The 18218-nt window shown below is 64.8% G+C and carries 19 protein-coding genes and 1 pseudogene; 10 read left to right on the top strand and 10 right to left on the bottom strand.

Translation table 11 applies throughout. The features are described from left to right. On the top strand, positions 1–367 hold a 367-nt coding region (locus ON40_RS53380; protein ID WP_218008893.1), incomplete at its 5' end, for a hypothetical protein. A gap of 211 nt (positions 368–578) precedes the next feature. On the opposite strand, the gene ON40_RS32025 is transcribed toward ON40_RS53380, so the two are convergent. From ON40_RS32025 to ON40_RS32010, 4 genes are all read right to left on the bottom strand, one after another. Next, positions 579–1859, bottom strand: a complete 1281-nt coding sequence (locus ON40_RS32025) for an ATP-binding protein (RefSeq protein ID WP_040828784.1) — start codon at positions 1857–1859, stop codon at positions 579–581. A 147-nt stretch (positions 1860–2006) separates the two neighbouring features. Continuing rightward, positions 2007–2426: a hypothetical protein gene (locus tag ON40_RS54905; RefSeq protein ID WP_245568082.1), complete on the bottom strand. Its 420-nt coding sequence runs from the start codon at positions 2424–2426 to the stop codon at positions 2007–2009. A 163-nt stretch (positions 2427–2589) separates the two neighbouring features. Then, on the bottom strand, positions 2590–3273 hold the full coding sequence (locus ON40_RS53740) for a DUF5994 family protein (protein ID WP_063713129.1): 684 nt from the start codon (positions 3271–3273) through the stop codon (positions 2590–2592). Continuing rightward, a complete protein-coding gene (locus tag ON40_RS32010; protein WP_051193826.1) occupies positions 3270–4523 on the bottom strand; it encodes a fatty acid desaturase family protein in 1254 nt (417 codons plus the stop codon). Before ON40_RS32010 ends, ON40_RS53740 begins: the two co-directional genes overlap by 4 nt. Before the next feature lie 566 nt (positions 4524–5089). Between ON40_RS32010 and ON40_RS32005 the strand changes: the two genes are divergently transcribed. The 3 genes from ON40_RS32005 (at position 5090) to ON40_RS31990 (ending at position 6992) form a co-directional block, all read left to right on the top strand. Continuing rightward, entirely contained in the window at positions 5090–5449 is a 360-nt protein-coding gene (locus tag ON40_RS32005) for a DUF5994 family protein (RefSeq protein ID WP_245568081.1), read from the top strand. A gap of 268 nt (positions 5450–5717) precedes the next feature. Then, a complete protein-coding gene (locus ON40_RS32000; protein ID WP_063713128.1) occupies positions 5718–6137 on the top strand; it encodes a DUF5994 family protein in 420 nt (139 codons plus the stop codon). 213 nt (positions 6138–6350) lie between these two features. Continuing rightward, a complete protein-coding gene (locus ON40_RS31990; protein ID WP_051193824.1) occupies positions 6351–6992 on the top strand; it encodes a hypothetical protein in 642 nt (213 codons plus the stop codon). A 142-nt stretch (positions 6993–7134) separates the two neighbouring features. On the opposite strand, the gene ON40_RS31985 is transcribed toward ON40_RS31990, so the two are convergent. After that, the gene (locus ON40_RS31985) at positions 7135–8298 is read right to left on the bottom strand and encodes an epoxide hydrolase family protein (RefSeq protein WP_040828782.1); all 1164 of its coding nucleotides are present in this window, start codon (positions 8296–8298) and stop codon (positions 7135–7137) included. 97 nt (positions 8299–8395) lie between these two features. Here ON40_RS31985 and ON40_RS31980 point away from each other — a divergent pair, with 97 nt between their 5' ends. After that, positions 8396–8995, top strand: coding sequence for a TetR/AcrR family transcriptional regulator (locus ON40_RS31980; RefSeq protein ID WP_085997841.1), 600 nt, complete (start codon positions 8396–8398; stop codon positions 8993–8995). 666 nt (positions 8996–9661) lie between these two features. Here the strand turns inward: ON40_RS31980 and ON40_RS31975 are convergent. Both ON40_RS31975 and ON40_RS31970 read right to left on the bottom strand, forming a co-directional pair. After that, positions 9662–10357: a DUF8020 domain-containing protein gene (locus ON40_RS31975; protein ID WP_040828779.1), complete on the bottom strand. Its 696-nt coding sequence runs from the start codon at positions 10355–10357 to the stop codon at positions 9662–9664. Between the two features lie 231 nt (positions 10358–10588). Then, a complete protein-coding gene (locus tag ON40_RS31970; protein ID WP_245568080.1) occupies positions 10589–11074 on the bottom strand; it encodes an enoyl-CoA hydratase-related protein in 486 nt (161 codons plus the stop codon). A 17-nt stretch (positions 11075–11091) separates the two neighbouring features. Here ON40_RS31970 and ON40_RS31965 point away from each other — a divergent pair. Together ON40_RS31965 and ON40_RS50265 are read left to right on the top strand one after the other, a co-directional pair. Next, positions 11092–11379 (top strand): annotated as a pseudogene (locus ON40_RS31965) (LLM class flavin-dependent oxidoreductase); the annotation flags it as partial. A gap of 161 nt (positions 11380–11540) precedes the next feature. Further along, the gene (locus ON40_RS50265; protein WP_083896078.1) at positions 11541–11993 is read left to right on the top strand and encodes a hypothetical protein; all 453 of its coding nucleotides are present in this window, start codon (positions 11541–11543) and stop codon (positions 11991–11993) included. A gap of 169 nt (positions 11994–12162) precedes the next feature. Here the strand turns inward: ON40_RS50265 and ON40_RS31955 are convergent, their stop codons facing one another. The 3 genes from ON40_RS31955 to ON40_RS31945 all read right to left on the bottom strand — a co-directional run bounded on the left by ON40_RS31955 (position 12163) and on the right by ON40_RS31945 (position 14152). Next, a complete protein-coding gene (locus tag ON40_RS31955) occupies positions 12163–12762 on the bottom strand; it encodes a cysteine hydrolase family protein (protein ID WP_040828810.1) in 600 nt (199 codons plus the stop codon). A gap of 116 nt (positions 12763–12878) precedes the next feature. After that, positions 12879–13382 carry a DoxX family protein gene (locus ON40_RS31950; protein ID WP_040828775.1) on the bottom strand — a complete coding sequence of 168 codons (504 nt, stop codon included), beginning with the start codon at positions 13380–13382 and terminating at the stop codon, positions 12879–12881. Positions 13383–13396: 14 nt separating this feature from the next. Continuing rightward, entirely contained in the window at positions 13397–14152 is a 756-nt protein-coding gene (locus ON40_RS31945) for an enoyl-CoA hydratase-related protein (RefSeq protein ID WP_040828773.1), read from the bottom strand. Positions 14153–14313: 161 nt separating this feature from the next. Here ON40_RS31945 and ON40_RS31940 point away from each other — a divergent pair, with 161 nt between their 5' ends. The 3 genes from ON40_RS31940 to ON40_RS31930 all read left to right on the top strand — a co-directional run bounded on the left by ON40_RS31940 (position 14314) and on the right by ON40_RS31930 (position 18213). Further along, the gene (locus ON40_RS31940) at positions 14314–15114 is read left to right on the top strand and encodes an enoyl-CoA hydratase/isomerase family protein (protein WP_040828772.1); all 801 of its coding nucleotides are present in this window, start codon (positions 14314–14316) and stop codon (positions 15112–15114) included. A gap of 234 nt (positions 15115–15348) precedes the next feature. Next, positions 15349–16614: an amidohydrolase family protein gene (locus ON40_RS31935; RefSeq protein ID WP_157186496.1), complete on the top strand. Its 1266-nt coding sequence runs from the start codon at positions 15349–15351 to the stop codon at positions 16612–16614. Between the two features lie 165 nt (positions 16615–16779). Then, entirely contained in the window at positions 16780–18213 is a 1434-nt protein-coding gene (locus ON40_RS31930; RefSeq protein WP_063713126.1) for an MFS transporter, read from the top strand. The last annotated feature ends 5 nt before the right edge of the window (positions 18214–18218 follow it).

Raw genomic sequence — 18218 nt, 5'->3', positions numbered from 1 at the left:
CGAGCAGATCGCCGACCGGCGTGAGGCGGCAGCAGACGCCCGAGATGAGCGGCTCGATGCCTGGCAGAGGGGGCTGTCCGCTGGCGTGACGGAGGACTCCGTCACGCAGAGCACCTGGGAGGCGATCGAACGAGCGCGAGCTGTGGTTGCCCTCGGCGCGAGACGCTGGGACCGCAACGTGGCCGCGTCGCTTCGTTGCGAGTCGCGAGAAGTTCGGCAACAGGCCGAGATCGATCGGAATGTGGCCAACGCACGTCGGCGTGGCGCCGTTGCGGCGCAGCGGCCCGACACCGGAATGGACAGAACCCTGACCATCGCTCGGGTGCAGGCATCCGGGCGAATGCGGTCCGACTACCTCGAAGGGTGAAGCACACCCTCGACAGCCACAGCGGCGACCGGATCGAAAACCCCAGGCTGGAGTCGAAATCCGGACTTCTCGACACATGCCGGGGTGCATCGCTCGTGTTGCCGGTGCGAGATTCGGCTGAAACCGTACGCATGCAGGCCACCGCCCGGCCGAACGCCCTCCCGTTGGCGGGTCTGCGCCGATGGCCACATTCATGGTCACCACGCCTGTTTCACAGTCGGGTGTAGTCCTGCTGGTCCTGCTCGAACGCGGTGAGGATTTCCGGTGTCAGGGTCGGGCGGGTATTGGCGACCGCGGTCAGGTAGTCCTCGGTGGTCGCGGGGGAGTCGGTGCTGTCGCGCATTGCGCGTTCGAACGCGGACTGCGCGCCTGCACGGGCTGCGTATTCTATATCGGCCGGAGTGAATTGCGCTGTGGCACAAACTAACTGGTCGAGATCGATGGTCTCGGCCGCGGGTCCTAGATATCGTCGCCAGATCGCTTTTCTTGCCGGTGTGTCCGGTGGGCCGATCGGGATCACGTAGTCGAATCGGCCGGGCCGCAGGAATGCCGAGTCCAATGAGCGGACCGAGTTCGTGGCGCAGATCAGCAGGCGACTGTAGTTCTCGCGGAACGTCGGTATCAGTTTGAGCAGCTCGTTGGTGACTCCGTGCGCGGGGCTTGTCGCCGTGCCCGAACGCGTGCCTGCGATTTCTTCCACCTCATCGATGAACAGCAGTAGCTCGTCGAGTTCGGCCAGGTCGGCGAATACCTCACGCAACGAGGCCGCGAGTCCACCCGTGGCCGCGGCGGCCAACCGGGAGGGAAACAACTCGACGAACGGCCAGCCGAGTCGGGACGCGACCGATTTCGCGAAGCTGGTTTTGCCGGTCCCCGGTGGCCCGAACAGGATGACGCTCTTGGGCGGCAATACCCGATAGCGTTCGGCCACATCGGGATTCGCCAAGGGCAACACGACCCGGCGGTCGATGATCTCCTTCTCCCGGTCCATCCCGGCCATCGACTGCCACAGTCCCGGTGCAAGCAGCCGCCCGCCCAGTTCGGTCAGCAGGGTCGACTGCGCGGGGGCCAACGGTTCCAGCAGCTCGTAGTAGACCAGGCTCGCCCGGCGCAGGTATCCGGAGTTCTCGAACGCCACTGATCCGGTGGCACCCTCGGGGACGAGCGTGCAGATCCGCCGCACGCCGTTCGACCGCAGCCGCCGCTCCAGTTCGGCAAGCAGTGCGCTGCCGATACCGCGCCGCCGCCACCGTGCCGCCAGCGCGACCAGCAGGACCCAGGCCCGCTCGCCACGGATCTGGGCGACCGCCATCCCGACGATTTCGCTGCCGACCTCGGCAACCACCGCCGGCTCTCCAGCTCGCGCGGCCGCCATCACCTCCGCCAGCGCGAACACCGGCTCGTCAGCGGTAGGCACACGGCTCTGCTCCCAGATCTGGATTCCCTGATCCAGATCATCGTCACGGAACTCGCGTAGTCGCCAAAGCGGCATGGATCTGCCTATCTGCCCCCGTGAGGTGTTCAGGGTCGTCCACTGAACGGTCGAGCAGTGCGGTCGTCGAACTCTGTGGTCCGCCCGGGGCGTCGAGGTCGACCGGGGCGGCACGCCGGGACGTCGGCATGCCCGGACCTCCGCCGGTCAGCGAGTGGACGGGGTCCGTCCGAACAGCTTGCCCAGGCTGTGCGGGCGGTGGGCGGGCTCGTTGCCGGTTCCCGGTCCGGCGTTGGTGGCGGGTGTACCGGGTGCGACATCGGTGGTGCCGGTGTGGGTGTAATAGGTGGGGGCATCCTGGCGGGTGGCTTCGAGTTCACGGCGGGCGGCGCGTCCACGGCGGGATGTGCGGCGGGCGCCGGCCAGTAGCAGGCCCAGCCCGGCGATTCCGATGCCGCCGACGACGATGCCGTAGAGGAACAGCACACCGGTGGATCCGGTCACGTGATAGCCGAATACCGCGAAGTTGTCGGTCAGCGCGTGGTTGCTGCCACCGTTGGCGAATATGCCCGCGACGCCGACGACAACCGCAGCGATAAGGATGACGAGCCCGACGACGACGATCATGACGATCCCTCGGATCTGTTGATCCTCTCAGTACACTCCGAGCAAATCCCAATGTCAACGCTGTAGGTCTACGCTTTGGAAAGCCGCATGAGGTCCGCGATGGCGCTCACGGCCTTCGATTTGCGCTGCAAGTTGCGCAACTGCAAAGCTGCGGGGTGAGCCATCAAGGCTGCTCACCGGCCGCTCCGCCATCGGAGTCCCAACGCTGCTGTGCGGCAACGATTTCGGCGTCTTCTATGCTGTTTCCTCCAGTGGTCGCCAGCAGATCCGGGGGCTCGGCGCCGAGCTCATCGCCGCACGGCCTGCGGGCGCCGTCGTCCCTACGGGTGCCGCCGACCTCGCGTTCGAGCCGCCACCGTCGCAGCGCGGCCGCTCTGCCGGTACGGGCGGCGCGTTCTCGTCCGTCGATCATCAACAGTTCGTCGACAGTCGATTCGTTGTCCGCGCCGGACGCGCACGTCATCGTCGTGAACGCGTGATGCGCGTCCGTATGAGGCGGAACTACCAGCAGGATCAGTCGGCGATTGCGTGCGCCGAGTACTTCGATCGTGTCGGCGGTGCCGTGATGGTATCCGTCGAGCCGCACCGTCTGCCCGTTGAACGCGAGTTCGCCACGGACACTTGCCCATTCACCGAGGTGATAAGCCACCCGGCGGATGGTGCCGAGCCGCGTGGCCAAGACCGTGAGCAGGCCCGGAAGCTCGGTCGTGAGTTGGTCGCTGTAGGGCCACCACGCTCCGTCGACACAGCCGGTTTTCTGCACGTGGGGCTTCAACAACACTCGCGGTGTGCGATCGTCGGGTGGGCGGTGCGTCCCGATGCCGAGTCGGTTCTTCTGTCGCGTCATGACCGACGCTCCTGTCCGGGCCGCGAACCGGCCGGATCATCTCGTGCTGCCACCGCGCGGAGCGCGGAGCGCAACCCGTGCTGTCGGGCTGACCGGCCCGCATCGACGGCGGCGATTGTGTTGGGGCTGTTGAACTTTCGTTCCGAGGCGGTTTCGGGGGCGTCGTCGGAGGTGGCGGTCAGGAATCGGTCCGGTAGGGCCAGTTTGTGGATGGTGCGCAGGGTCAGCAGGTATTGGCGCGGTAACGGGCCGCTGGTGTAGGGCAGGTCGTATTTGTCGCACAGCGCCCGCACCCGCTCGGCGATCTCGGCGTAGCGGTTGCTAGGCAGGTCGGGAAACAGATGGTGCTCGATCTGGTAGCACAGATTCCCGCTCAGGAAGGCCAGCACCGGTCCGGCGTCGAAGTTCGCGGTGCCCAGCATCTGTCGCAGGTACCACTCGGGCTTGGTCTCGTGCTCGACCACTGCGGACATGAATTTCTCCGCGCCATCGGGGAAATGGCCACAGAAGATCACCAGGTAGGCCCAGAGGTTGCGCAGCAGGTTGGCTGCGACGTTCGCTGCCAGAGTGCGGCGCCAGCGCGGGCCGGTCAGGGCCGGAAACAGGACATAGTCTTTGCCCGCCTGCCGGACCATTTTCCTGATCATTGCCTTGGTCAGCGTGATCTTCTCTGCTCGGGTCGCGGCGCGGGCGCATTCGGAGTCGAGACTCTGCAGGGCGATTCCCCACTCGAAGGTGGCCGCCAGCAGGAGGTTCTGCAGCGGCTGCAAGAGCATGTACGGTCGCCAGCGTTGGTCGCGGGTCACTCGCATCACGCCGAAGCCGACGTCGTCGTCCATACCGAGGACGTTCGTGTACACGTGGTGGCGATAGTTGTGCGAGTAGCGCCACTGTGACGACAGGCCCGCCATATCCCATTCCCAGGTACTGGAATGGATTTCGGGATCATTCATCCAATCCCATTGACCGTGGGACACATTGTGGCCGATCTCCATGTTCTCGACACTCTTGGCCACCGCCAAGCCGGTAGTCCCCAGAATCCATCCGATTCTGGTGCGGCTCATCGCGATCGTCAGTCGGGCCGCGGCGTCGAGAGTTCGTTGGAATGTGATGGTGCGGCGGATGTAGCTGGCGTCTCGGGTTCCACGTTGGTCCTGGATGTCCTGGCGGATCTCGTCGAGCTCGTGCCCGAGCGCCTCGATGTCGGCCGCGCTCAGGTGCGCGTAGGCAGCGACCTGCGTGATTGCCATCGTCGATTTCCTCGACTCTCTGTGGGGCTGTGTGATGAGCGGACCCGATGAGCGTGTTCGGGCGACGACGCCCTTGTATCGGGGGAGGGCGTGTTCTCGGGCATCGGAACGATCCCGATACGCGGTGTCGACCGCGGCCGGCCGGATAGGTCGGCCGTTTGCCGCAAACACCGGTAATTACTCCAGCCTAGGCGGCGTTACGCTGTATGTCTACAACGTAGAATTACGGCGTTGACATACTACCGAACTCTCGAGGAAGGGGTGCTGAATGCGATGAACGACACGAGGGTTTCAGCGTAGACCTACATCGTTGACACGGGCGCGTATGAGGCGTGTACTGGAACCAGCAGAGATCCCAGGGATCGCCGCGGTCGATGTGGTCGGATTGTCGCCCCGATCGCGGGTACTCGGCCGGATACCAGGCGCTACGACGAACCGACCGGCACCCGGTCGACACCGCCGCACGATTCGATTTCGTCGCCGAACAGGAGTACCCACCCATGGCGCAACTACAGATTCACCGCCGTTCCGCCCGACATCGTGTTCCGCCCGACTACACACCTCGATTGCGTTTGAAGCCGAAAGCCGACAGCAACGGATATCTCGACGGCGCATGGTGGCCCCGATCCGGCAAACTCACCGCCGAACTCCCGGACCTGTTGGCGGTCTTGACGGTTCGGTTGGGCCCCATCCAGCGCGTCGTCTACGACCGGACAAGCTGGTCACGCGTGCCCCGGCGGTTGACGGTCGGCAACCACGCGATACAACTCGAGGCCTACCCATTCGAACTCGGCAACACGATGTACGTCTACGGCAGCAACGGCATGATCGTGCTGCACGTCATCGCCTCGACCACGAGCGACGACAGTGCACATACCGCCCTGATGGCCGTCGTCGCCCGCGAACCGAAGACCACTCTCGATTAGCGCTGCGTTCCGCCTCAACGATATGAGGGGATGGCAGAGTTGAAAGTGGCTGCCGGCAACAGATTCCGCAGCAGCTGAAGCAGGTGTCGCGGTTGCCGCGGCACGTCGTGAGTCACGCGCACGACGGCAGCCCATTTGCGCAGGTCGCCGCCAGGGTCAGCGCGTAGGGTGGACGGTATCCGGAGGCACCTCGTACGCGTGCCAGTCAAGGTCGCGTCGTCTCCGATTCGAATTCCGGCCCCGGAAGGGGCTGTGACGGGAGCGTCTCATGGCGCCACGATCGACGAGTTCGCATTCGGTACCGCGTCGTCGCCTGCCGATCGATACACCACGCTTGCGATTGCGTCCGCGCGGCGAAGACACCGTCGATGGTGTCTGGTGGGCTCGCACGCAGGACCTCGCCGCTGAACTCCCCGGATTGTTCACTGCCCTGCGGCCGTGCCTGGGACAGGTGCGGCGGGTCGTCTACGATCCCACCGGATGGTTCCCCTCGGCTCGGCACCTCCAGCTCGGCAGTCATCGAATCCGCTTGGACCCCTATCGTTTCGAGCTGTTCAACACGATGTACGTCTGCGGTGTGCACGGCATCGTCGTCGTGCTGCAGGTCATCCCCTCCATCACCGGCGCCAGTGTGGCGAACGAGAGGCTGGCAGCGGCATCGGGTGCACGGGAAGCAGGTCGATCATGATCGACGACCGCGCAACACGTCCGATCACCAACCACATCGCCATGGGCGAAACAGCGTCCACCCGCGATGATCGGCAGCCGTTCGCCTCCCTGACCTGCACACCAGGTGTCTTGTCACGTCGTCCCGATGTCGGATCCGGCGGTGAGCAGACGGACCGTGTCGTATCACCCCAGCCCGCGGGGGCCGCGCGCGTCATGGCCGAGAGGTGACCCGGTGTCGCCGTTCATCGATCGCAAGGACGCGGGCCGGCAGCTGGCCGGACTGCTGCCGGCCTTCCGCGGTTCCGATGTGGTCGTGGTCGCCCCGCCCGGCGGCGGTCTGCGAGTCGCCTACGAGATGGCCGCTACGCTGCGAGTGCAGGTGGATGTGATTCTCGTCGGCGCCCTCAGCACCGCCCGGCGGCCCGGGCTGACCTTCGGCGTCCTCGGCGAAGACCGCACGCTCATCATCGACACCGCGGCCGTCACCCGTGGTGCGATCGGCCCGGCCGAACGCGCCCGCGCCGAACAGATCCAGGCTGCTGTCCTGCACCGTAAGGCTCTGGCCTACCGCGGCAACCGCCTGCGCGTCGATCTCTGCGACCGCACCGTCCTGGTCACCGACGACTGCCTTGCCGACACCACCGACCTCCGCGACGCCTGTCGAATAACCCGCCTTCTCGGCGCGATCCGCACCGTGGTCGCCATCCCCGTCGGCAGCCGTCGGTCGCTGACCGCTCTCACCCCCTACTCGGACAAGATCGTCTGCCCGAACCCCACTTCCCGAACCCCCGACCCCGACCAGTGGTACCCCCGCCCCGACGACATCACCAGCTCCGGCCTCGCGGCCCTACTCGACACCGGCAGCGAAATATGACCGTCGGTTCCGCCCACCCGCGTTTTCGAGTCACGACGAGGGACTGTCGGAATTCTGGTTCCCCCACTCGGGCAATCCCCTGACCAGAACCACACCCGCTCCACCGCCCGCCGATCGACCCGAACCAGCTCGCGGGTTGGAGTCAGGAACGCAGGGTGCGCAGGCCGGTGCGGATTTCGTCGACCAGGATCTCGGGTTGTTCCAAGGCTGCGAAGTGCCCGCCCTTGTCGGCCTCGCCGTAGTGGATCAGATTGCTGTAGGTGTCTTCGATCCAGCTTCGTGGCAGGCGTGGGATGTCTCTCGGGAAGACGGTCACCGCGACCGGAAGCGTCAGCTTCGGACCGGCGAAAGTGAGCGATTTGTTCTCCCAGTAGATGCGGCCGGAGGACGCCGCACTGTTGGTGAACCAGTAGAGGGATATCGCGTCGAGCATGTCGTCTATGCCGAGGGCGTCCTCGGCGAGCCCGTGGTTGTCGGTCTTGGACTGGAACTTCTCGTAGATCCAGGCTGCCTGACCAGCGGGAGAGTCCGCCAGGGCGAATCCGACAGTCTCCGGCTTCGTGCCCTGAAGGTGGTTCGACCCACCGAGATCGCCGGTGTAGATGGCGAGGGTCTCCACGGCGTAGCGCTGTTCGGGCGACAAGGTGTCGGGTATCTGTGCGGGAAAGGCGTACTGGGTGTTCAGATGAATTCCGAGCAGCCCCTCGGGTTGCACGGCCCCGAGGGCGGTGGTGACGACGGCACCCCAATCGCCGCCTTGCGCAGCCCATCTCGGGTACCCGAGACGCTTCATCAGCTCCACCCACGCGCCGGCGATACGCGATACAGTCCACCCGGTCTGCGTGGGCTTCTGCGAGAACCCGAACCCGGGCAGCGACGGGACGACGACGTCGAATGAATCGGCGGCGTCTCCTCCGAACGAAACTGGATCGGTCAGCGGGCCGATCAGCTTCAGGAACTCGACGATCGAGCCCGGCCATCCGTGCGTGAGTATCAGCGGCATCGCGTCGGGATTCTCGGACCTGACGTGGATGAAGTGGATGTCCAGCCCATCGATCTCGGTCAGGAATTGGGGGAAGCGATTGAGCTCGGACTCCAAGCGCCGCCAGTCGTAGCCGCGCTCCCAGTAGTCGACCAGAGATCTGGCGTTCTCTACGCGAACCCCTTGCGACCAGTCGCCCACCGTTTCCGGATCCGGCCATCGAGTTCTGGCCAGTCGCTGCTTCACCTCGTCGATCTCCGAATCCGAGATCGAGACGGTGAACGGGCGCACGAGGGTCGAGGTCGGCGGCGTCGGTGCGGTCATTGCCTTCTTCTCCTGAGCTTCGAAGCGCAGCGCAACTCTTCATTGCACACTGGTGTGCAATCTACTTCATTGCACACCAGTGTGCAATGATGGTGCCGTGCCCACCGAGTCCTCCCGCGTGCGCTCGATGAACGAGACACGCGATCGCATCCTCGACGTCGCCCTCGATGTGCTGGGAGAGAACCCCGACGCCGGAATGGGCGATATCGCCTCCGCTGCCGGCGTCGTCCGTCGCACGGTCTACGGCCATTTCCCCTCGCGCCTCGACCTGATTCGAACACTCACCGAGCGGGCCGTCACCGAGATGACAGCCGTGCTCACCGAAGTCGACGCCGCCGCCACAGAAGCGGACGCGACGTGGGTCGAATTCATCGCCCGCCTCTGGCCGGTGGCGCACCGGTACCGAGTGCTGTTGGCGCTGCGCCGTGGCGAGTACAGCGAGGCGATCCACGGCCTGCTCGGGCCGGTCGACGAACTCCTCGCCGACCTCGTGAAACGGGGCCAGGACAGCGACGTGTTCGCACAGCACCTGCCGGCAGGCATCCTGAGCCAGGTTGCCTACGGCGTCGTGTTCGCCATCGCGGACAACGACCTGTCGAACGGGACCCTCGGCGCCCGAGCAGCGACGATCACCAGCCTGCTGATGCTGGGAGTTCCCGAGGCACGCGCAATCGCTCTCGTGGGCGACCAGCCCTGACCCGCAACACTCGATGTGACGCCCATGGGCGGTCACGCGCATAGTTGGCAACGGCTTCTGCGATAGGGAAGTTCCTGCGCAGTTATCGCCTTGGCGCAGAACGCTGGGGCGGGGACTCTCATGATTGCCAGTGCCGTAGCTCCTCGGTGGTTGGCAACTTTGTTGCGTCGGCTGGAACCCACTGGCGCACAGTGACTTCCCTGTGCCCGTTCCTGGCGTGTAGGGCATCTCCGGGGAGGCGTTCAGCGCGTAGTTCGGCTCAGGATTCACCGGCTGTGGGATGAGTGCCGAGCTCATCGGCGCAGGAACACAGTGTTCCTGCGCCGATGTCGTATGCCTCGAGCGTGAGCCTCTCGAGGCATGTCGGTCGCCGAACTTGTTGCCCCGCTTGCTAATTCCTCGGTGGATCGCTGCACGATCGGGATCGAGGTCCGCTTCGGTGAAGCTCTGATCGTTGCGTAACACGTGCTCCCTGATCGACCACAGTCACATGCGGGCGAGAATCCTGCCATTCGATCCGGTCCGGTCATGTTGCGGGTAAGTACTCTGCCGACCATCGGAATGTGCGGCGCAGCAGCACATTCCGTATCAGCGGTACAGGCGGGCTATTGGAGACCGTCCGGACCCGGTTGTGAAGTCCCGCGGAGTGCGAAGACTCCAGGGTTGTTACGCAGGCTGGTTGGCCGGGGCTGGTTCGTTGATGGTGGTGAAGTACTGCACTGCGGCCATGACAGCGACTGGAGCGGTCACCAGCAACTGCCCTGCGGCAGTGCCCAGCGCGCCGATGGCCACGATGCCGCCGAGGCAACCTATCGCGGCCGCGGGGATGAACGGGCCGAACATGCCCACGATGGTCGCCGCGGCGATGGTCGCACCGGCGATGCCGCCGAGCACGCAACCGACTGCCGCGCCGCCGAGTCCGCCGACCATGGTTCCGACGGTGGCGCCCATGGTGATCGTGCTGGTCATACGGTTCCAGGCTGCTTGTTCGCGATCGAACTGGTTTTTCCAGGGCGCCTTGTCCTCATACGGCAGGGCGACGGGCCGGTAGCTGGCGTGCGTGAGATCGAACTGGGGAGTGAGCGTCGCGGTGTGGCCGTTGATCTTCGCGGCGATGGGGAAGATGAAATCGTCGACCCGGAAGGACAGATCGGATCCGGCGAGCACGGTTCCGTTGGCGCTCTTGATCTTGAACACGCCGTTCTCGACACTCAGAGATCCTGCATCGGTCTTGATGACGGTACCCGTGGGTGTAGCGGAAGTTGTGTAGTGGATCGACTCGGGTGCCGGGGCCGCATGGGCGGTCCCCGCAATGCTCACGGCTCCGGCGACCAGCGCGCATGTCGCAGCGATTTTCCTCATCGGTGTTTCCTCTCTTCGGACTCCTCGGCTTCGTTGCCGAGGAGGTGTAGCTCCGGCATTGCGCCGGTGAGGGATGGCGGCCGTGTACCGGCCGGACCCGTTCGGTGGAGATAGGGATACGTTTGCTCGGGATGGCGAGTTCTCTTCGGGCAGAGGGAGTTTCGCTCGCAACTTCCGCGTGGGCGGCGACATGTGATCGAACGAGGCGCTCTCGCCGGGAACTGGTTCGCTCTATTCGCCGGTGAAGACCGGGGCGCGTTTCTCCCGGAACGCGGCGATCGCCTCCTTGGAGTCCTTGGTGGACTGTATTACCGCCTGTTCTGCGGCGACCATCGACAGCGACGTGCGGAAGTCCGTGTATTCGCCTTGGCGTACCAGGCGTTTGATGGCCTGTACCGCTAGCGGGGGCCCGTCGGCAAGACGCCGGCACAGGCGTGCGGATTCGGCGGCCAGCTCCTCGGGGGTGTGCACGGACAGCACGAGGCCGAGCTCCAGCGCTTCGTACGCGTCGACGAAACGGCCTGTCCAGAGAAGTTCGAGCGCGCGGGCTTGTCCGACGATCCGGGGCAGTAGGTGCGCGCCGCCGTCGCCGGGGATGAGGCCGACGCGCACGTACGCCTCGGAGAACCGGGCGCGGTCGGACGCCAGCCGGATGTCGCAGGCGAGTGCCATGTCCATCCCCGCACCGACCGCCACGCCATCGACGGCGGCGATCAAGGGCTTGTCCAGCTCTGATCGGGACGAGCGTGCTCACTCCGACCTTCCGGTACAGCCCGCCGGTGATCGCGCAGGCATTCGCCACGATGTCGTTGCCGTCCGGCGGACGCGTCATGCTCGGTGTCGGGACTGGCGAAGCGCTCAACGAAATCGCCGTGTCCGGTCGCGAATGGCCGGAATTCAAGGAGCGATTCGCGCGGCTGCGGGAAGCGATCACGCTCATCCGCGCTCTGTGGACGGAGTCGGACGTCTCCTTCGACGGCGAGTTCTATCGCACTGTCAAGGCCAACATCTACGACCGGCCGCACTCAATCAACACCGAGCGAGAACGAAAACACACCTTGGGGGCCAACTAGAACAAGAGAACGAACACTGGCCAGGATATATATGTGCCACCCGGCCGAAGTTGGTCTCATAGCTGAAAGGCAGCGAAACCCCTGATCAGCAGCGCTATTCGTGCCAAGCTGTGGACCTTGGGGGAGCTTACTATAACCCGAAACCGCAGGTAGAAGCCCTGGAGGTCCTGCGGCGGAAGCTTCCTGACCCCACCGCACCCGCTCCACCGCCCGCCGATCGGCCCAAACCCGGCCGGGCCCGCCAACTGGGCACCGATCAGGTCCAGGAACTCATCGCCGGATATAAGAGTGGAGAGACGGTGTACCAGTTGGGTTCCCGGTTCGGTATCGAGCGGCGGACGGTCAGCGAGATCCTGCACCGGCACGAGGTGCCGATGCGCCGCCGGGGCTTGTCCCCTGAGCAGATCGATGACGTCATCCATCTGTACAACCTAGGCTGGTCCCTGGCCCGCGTCGGCCAGCACCTGGGTGTTGACCCCACCACCGTGCTGGCCAAACTCCGTCAACGCGGCATCCCTACACGTGACGCGGATCACCAGCGTCTATCTTTGCCTGAACTGTAAGACACACACACCGTAAACGACTGACAGGCGGAGACCGAACGTGCCGCGCTGTTCATAGGGCCGAGGTTGAAGAGCAGTTGTCGCAGTTTCGTGCCCTCGGCGGGGCTCTATAAGGAGGGGTCGTACGTGACCAGCGGTTTTCCTGGGGGTGCACCGCCGTTGCCCATTGTCATCGGGCGCCCGCCTCAGCCAGCAGGACGGACAACAGTTCGCCGGTCGTGGCCAGGTCGGCCTGCTTGGGAAAGATCTTCTCGACGAGGAAGTCGTGGACTGCGTTGTCCGGGTCGGCGCACCCATCCGAGAGGACGATCACGCGGTAATCGAGGTCGTGTGCCTCGCGCACTGTCGTGAGCACGACGCCACTGGTGTGGACACCCGCTAGGACCAGTGTTGTGATGCCGAGGTTGGTCAGCTGCTCATGGAGATCGGTGGTCGAGAATGCACTCACCCGGGACTTGCGCACCACGATGTCGCCATCCCGGACCCCGAGCCCCTCGTGCAGGGCGGTAGTGGGAGAGTCCGCGTCCATGTTCGGGCGACTTTCTTTGACGCGGTCGCCCATGATGTGCCCCTCGGGGAAGCCCGCGTAGTCGGCGTCGTTGAACGCCACTCGCACGTATCCCACTCGGCCACCGCTCTCGCGAACCGCATCGGCCGTGACAGCGGCCGACGAAACAAGAGGCGTCGGGTCATCCAGAAACCCTAGGGTGACTGGCTGGTAGTCCATCACCAGCAGAGCGGTCTTCGAGGGATCCAGGTTCAATGCCATGGTGCCGGGCATCCTTTACTTTTCTGGTGTCCGGCACAGCGCCGAACAGCGTTGATGGTTTTTCGGTCGGTTCGGTTGGCGATCTGGCGCCGCTCGATCTCGCACCGGCTCACGTTCTACTCGGCCGCAGCCGGGGCGGGCCGGTAGAACAGCGCCAGCAAGCCCGCAGTTGCGAGCGCACCTGCGATCAGTGCGATGGCACCTCCAGGCCAGCCGGAGATTTCGATACCGAACAGGTGGTCCAAGGAGAGCCGTCCGGGGCCGAGCAGCGCCAGTCCGATGGTGGAGATGGCGAGCACGAGGACGTATTCATAGCCGTCTTTGAATACGAAGAACCCGTTGGTGCGATGAGCGAGTAGCCCGGCCACGAGCATCACCGACACAACCGCAGCGGCCGCGAAGGGGGTGAGGAGGCCGAGTGCCAGCAGTACGCCCGCACCGATTTCGGTGATTACGCTCAACCATGCCTGGAGGAGACTGTTGCGGAGCCCGAGTCTGCTGAACCAGCCTGCGGTACCGGCGATCTTGCCGCCCCCGATCCAGTGGTTGATCCCATGCGCGATCATCGTGGTCCCGATGGTGATGCGAAGAAGCGCGGTGGCGAGGTCGTTGACTTCCATTGCTCTCCCCAGCACTATCGCTTGTCGACGAATCGCGAGATGGCCTCGGCCGAGTTCGGATAGGCGGACAGGTGCCGGGTGTAGTCCTGCTCCGTGCGATACGCCGTCTCGAGCGGCAGCGTGTCGGTACGGACCACCGAGGCTTTCGCCATCCGGATTGCGACCGGGTCCTTTCCGGCGATCACGGTGGCGAGTGCATGGGCCCGCGGCAGCAACTCCGCAGGCTCGACGACCGCCTCGATGGCGCCGAGGCGGTACATCTCCTCGGCCGGCACCCGCTGGCCGGTGTAGAACATCCACCGGGCTTTGGCGGGACCGACCATCCACTGTGCGAAGGAGGCAGCGCCCAGGACGCCGACGTCGATCTCGGTTAGGGCGAAGGTCGCGGACTGCACCGCCAGAACGATGTCGCTCACCGCGGCCAGGGCTACCCCGGCGCCGACCGCCGCGCCGTTGACCGCGCAGATCACCGGCACCGCGCAATGCCGCACCGCGAAGAACGCCTCTCGCGTCAGGTGCATCGGGTCGGCGACGTTCACCGGCTTGGGCTCGGATCGTTCGACACGCAGGTCGTGAATATCGCGTCCGCCGCAGAAGACGCGGTCTCCTGCCCCGGTGAGCACAGCGACCGAGATGTCGTCGCGGTCGCGGAACGAATCGAAGACCTGCCTGATCTCCCGATAGGTATCGCGAGACAGCGCGTTCACCGGCGGGCGGTCGATCACCACCGTCGCGATTCGGTCCTGCGTGGTCACTGTCACCCCGGACATGTTTTCCCCTGTCTGCATTGTGATTCGCGTCGGCTCGCCGACCCGGCTGGAACGTATCCCGATCCACTTACAATTGTCAACACTACCGTTGACTGATGCTGTGGTATCGGATGTAATTCCCGGGTACGACGTGAACCGACGCCCCGGGAAAGTGACCTTCGATGACCGACCAGACGAACGATGACGAACTGATCGTCGAGACGCGGAATGCGGTCCGCATTCTGCGGCTCAACCGCCCGCAACAGCTCGGTGCATTCACCTGGGAGATGCTCGATCACTGGGCGGCGGCCCTGGTCGACGCGCAACGTGACCGGGCGGTGCGTGCCGTACTCCTCACCGGGACCGGTCGCGGATTCTGTTCGGGTGTGGATCTCGACGAGTTCACCGCGGCGGGGGACACTCCGATCGACCGGAAGCGGATGCTCACCGACCGGGTGCACCAGGTCGCGCGCGCGGTGGAGGACCTGGACAAGCCGCTGGTCTGCGCGGTCAACGGCCTCGCGGTCGGGGCCGGGATGGATATGGCGCTCATGTGCGATATCCGGATGGCCGCACGGAGTGCGACCTTCTGCGAGGGGTACATCAAGATCGGCCTGGTGCCCGGCGACGGCGGCGCCTATTTCCTGCCGAGGTTGGTGGGTACCGCGCGGGCGCTGGAACTGCTCTGGACCGGGCAGACGATCTCCGCGGACGACGCATTGGCCATGGGTATCGTGAATCACGTCTATCCGGACGACGAATTGTTCACGCGCGCACTCGAATTCGCCGATCGGATCGCCCATCGGTCGCCCATCGCGGTATCGATGATCAAGCGGGCCGTGTACCAGTCGCAGCGAGTGGATCTGCGCACGAGCCTGGATCTGATCTCGTCGCACATGGGAATCGTGCAGTCGACGTTCGATCAGCAGGAGGCGATGCGGGCCTTCCGCGAGCGCCGTACGCCGGAGTTCCGCGATCGATGATCGGCCGTCGGGTTTCGGTCGACCGTGTCCGGCCGGTCCGAAATCTTGCTGCTGTTTTTCAACAGTAGTGTTGCATAGCTGGTTTCGGTCGTCTAGAGTTGCGGTCATGGCGGGCAGCTCCTATGCCCGTTTCAGCGGGTGGGCCGATGGCAGGCCTGACGTTCGCACATGCCGAATCGACCTGACCTCGTGTTTCGGGCCGGTGCCGGCAGTTCACTGAGAGGACGACATACGGTGACAGTTGAATCAACGGCACTGTTCGACGAGGTTGACGAGTCGATGCGCGGCATCAAGATCATCGACGTTGATACACACCTCACCGAGCCCGCGGACATATGGACTTCGCGCGCTCCGGAACGTCTGCGCAAGCGGGTACCGCACGTTGTGCTGGCCAAGGACCTGACCGACGGGATGCGTGAGCAGGTCGCGAAGCTGGGGACCACCGGGCCGACCGACGGTGCGCCGATGTGGGTGGTGGACGAGACCCAGGTGCTCGGTCCCGCCGGCGCGGGCAGCGTGATCAACCGCAACAACGAGAAGGTCAAGGGCAGCGTCTTCCTGCAGTGGCCGCTGGACGAATCCTCGCTGGCCGCATCCTATGTCGAGCCTCGCGTGGCGATGATGGACCAGCTCGGGATCAGCGCGCAGATCGTGTTCCCGAACGTGGTCGGCTTCGGCGGCCAGAACTTCTTCCGCATCAGCGACCACGACCTGCGCATGGATATCGTTCGCATCTGGAACGACGCGATGGCGGATATGCAGTCCGAGTCCGGCGGTCGCCTGTTCGGGATGGCACTGCTGCCCTGGTGGGACATCGACAAGACCGTCACGGAGATCAAGCGCGTCGCCGAGCTCGGGCTCAAGGGCATCATCACCAACGCCGACCCGCAGAACCAGGGGATGCCGGATCTGGCCGAACCGTTCTGGGACCCGATGTGGCAGCACCTGCAGGACCTGAACCTGCCGGTCAATTTCCACTGCGGCGCCAGCGCCACCCAGCGCACCTACAACGGTGGCTCGCCGTGGCCGTCGATGACCCCGAACAGCAAACTCGCCGTCGGCTCCGCGATGCTGCAGATGGGCAACGCGCGCCTCGTCGCGAACATGATCCTGTCCGGCGTGTGTGAGCGCTTCCCCCGGCTGAAGGCCGTGTCGGTGGAAAGCGGCATCGGCTGGCTGCCCTTCATGCTCGAGGCGCTGGATTACCACGCCGATGAAAATGCCGCAGACGGCCTGACCTTGAAGCCGTCGGAATACTTCCGGCGACAGATGTACGCGTGCTTCTGGTTCGAGAACGGCCCGAGCCTGATCGATTCGATCGAGCGGCTGGGCGTGGACAACTGCATGTTCGAAACCGATTTCCCGCACCCGACCTGCCTGTTCCCCGAACCGCTCCGCAGCGCGGTGCCGACATTCAAGGATGCGGGCGACACGATCCGCCGGAAGGTGTTCAGCGAGAACGCCGCACACGTCTACAACCTCGATCTCGCTGCGCTGTAACGGATCTCGCTACCAGCCACGAATAGCGCCGGTCCGGGGGAGACATCTCGGCACCGACGGACGAATAAGCCCTTCGCCCCGGATCACAGTGCCCACGAGGCACCGATCCGGGGCGAAGGCTTTCCGGACACAGGTACTCACCTGTGCAGTATTGAGGAGCCAGCCTTGACCACAGCACCCGAAAGCGGTGGGGAAGTAGCAGTTTCCGAGCGCCGGGACACCGGCGAACGAGCGTTCGGTCCGCGTTTCGCGACTCCCTTGTTCATGGGCGCCGCGTTGAATCCCATCAACAGCTCGCTGATCGCGACCGCCCTGGTGCCCATCGCGCTCGCACTGCATGTCAGTGCCGGGCGGACCACCGTTCTCATCTCGAGTCTGTACCTGACCAGCGCCATCGCACAGCCCATTTGCGGCCGTCTGTCGGAGATCTTCGGTCCGCGCCGCGTATTCCTGGCCGGCATCGCGATCGTGCTCGCCGCGGGCGTGCTCGGCGGTCTGGCGCAGAATATGCCGACCCTTGTGGTGACGAGGGTGCTCATCGGCCTGGGTACTTCGGCGGGGTATCCATCGGCGATGCTGCTGATTCGCCGCCGGGCCACCACGGTGGGATTGCGTCAGCCGCCCGGTCGCGTGATAGCCGGAATGACCACCACCAGCGCGGCCACCCTCGCGATCGGTCCGACGGTGGGCGGCACGCTGGTCGCCTGGTTCAACTGGCGAGCGGTGTTCTGGGTCAACGTCCCGGTGGCCGTGATCGCATTCGTCATGGCGCTGTTGTGGATTGCGCAGGACAGCGACCCCATTCGAGGGCACTCGATGCGGAGTTTGATCACTCAGGTCGATCTTGCCGGCGTGCTGGTTTTCGGCGGCGCGATCACCGCCCTGCTGGTCTTCCTCATGGACCTGCCCCGCCTCGACTGGGTGCCGCTGGGGATCACCGTGGTCGCCACGGGGGTTCTCGTCGCGGTCGAATTGCGGGTCCGTGACCCGTTTTTCGACCTTCGGCTGCTGGTCACAAGGCTCCCGCTCACCCGCACCTATGTGCGGTATTGCCTGACGCTGCTCGGGATATACGTTGTACTGTATGGACTTACGCAATGGCTCGAGGTCGGCCACCACATGTCGGCCTATCAGGCCGGGCTGGTGCTCATCCCGATGGGACTGCTGTCGGCGGTGACGGGGCGCATGGTGGGCCGCTATCGCAGGCTGCTGCCGTCGTTGATCATTTCGTCCGCCGCACTGTTGCTCGGCGCGATCGGAACCTTCTTCCTTACCAGCCACAGCCCGATGTGGCAGGTCGTGGTCGTCACCACGGTGTTCGGTCTGGTCGCCGGATTCGGCAACGTCACGAACCAGACGGTGCTGTACAAGGAGGCCCCGGCCGAGAAGGTCGGCACGGCGTCGGGCCTGTTGCGCACCTTCGGCTACGTCGGTTCGATTGCGGCGGCGACGATTTCCGGCATCGCATTTCACACACGGGTCGATGATTCCGGGCTGCATCTGGTTTCCGCCATCCTGATCGGGGTCGGGATCGTGGTGTTGCTCATGACGATTCTCGATCGGCAGCTCGCGGAATCCGATCGGCAATCACTGGCGTGAAAATC

The organism is Nocardia jiangxiensis NBRC 101359 (genome assembly GCF_000308615.1).
In the GTDB taxonomy this organism is placed as follows: Bacteria; Actinomycetota; Actinomycetes; order Mycobacteriales; family Mycobacteriaceae; genus Nocardia; species Nocardia jiangxiensis.
The sequence above is the reverse complement of the archived record's forward strand: the minus strand, read 5'-3'. Positions and strand labels throughout refer to the sequence as shown.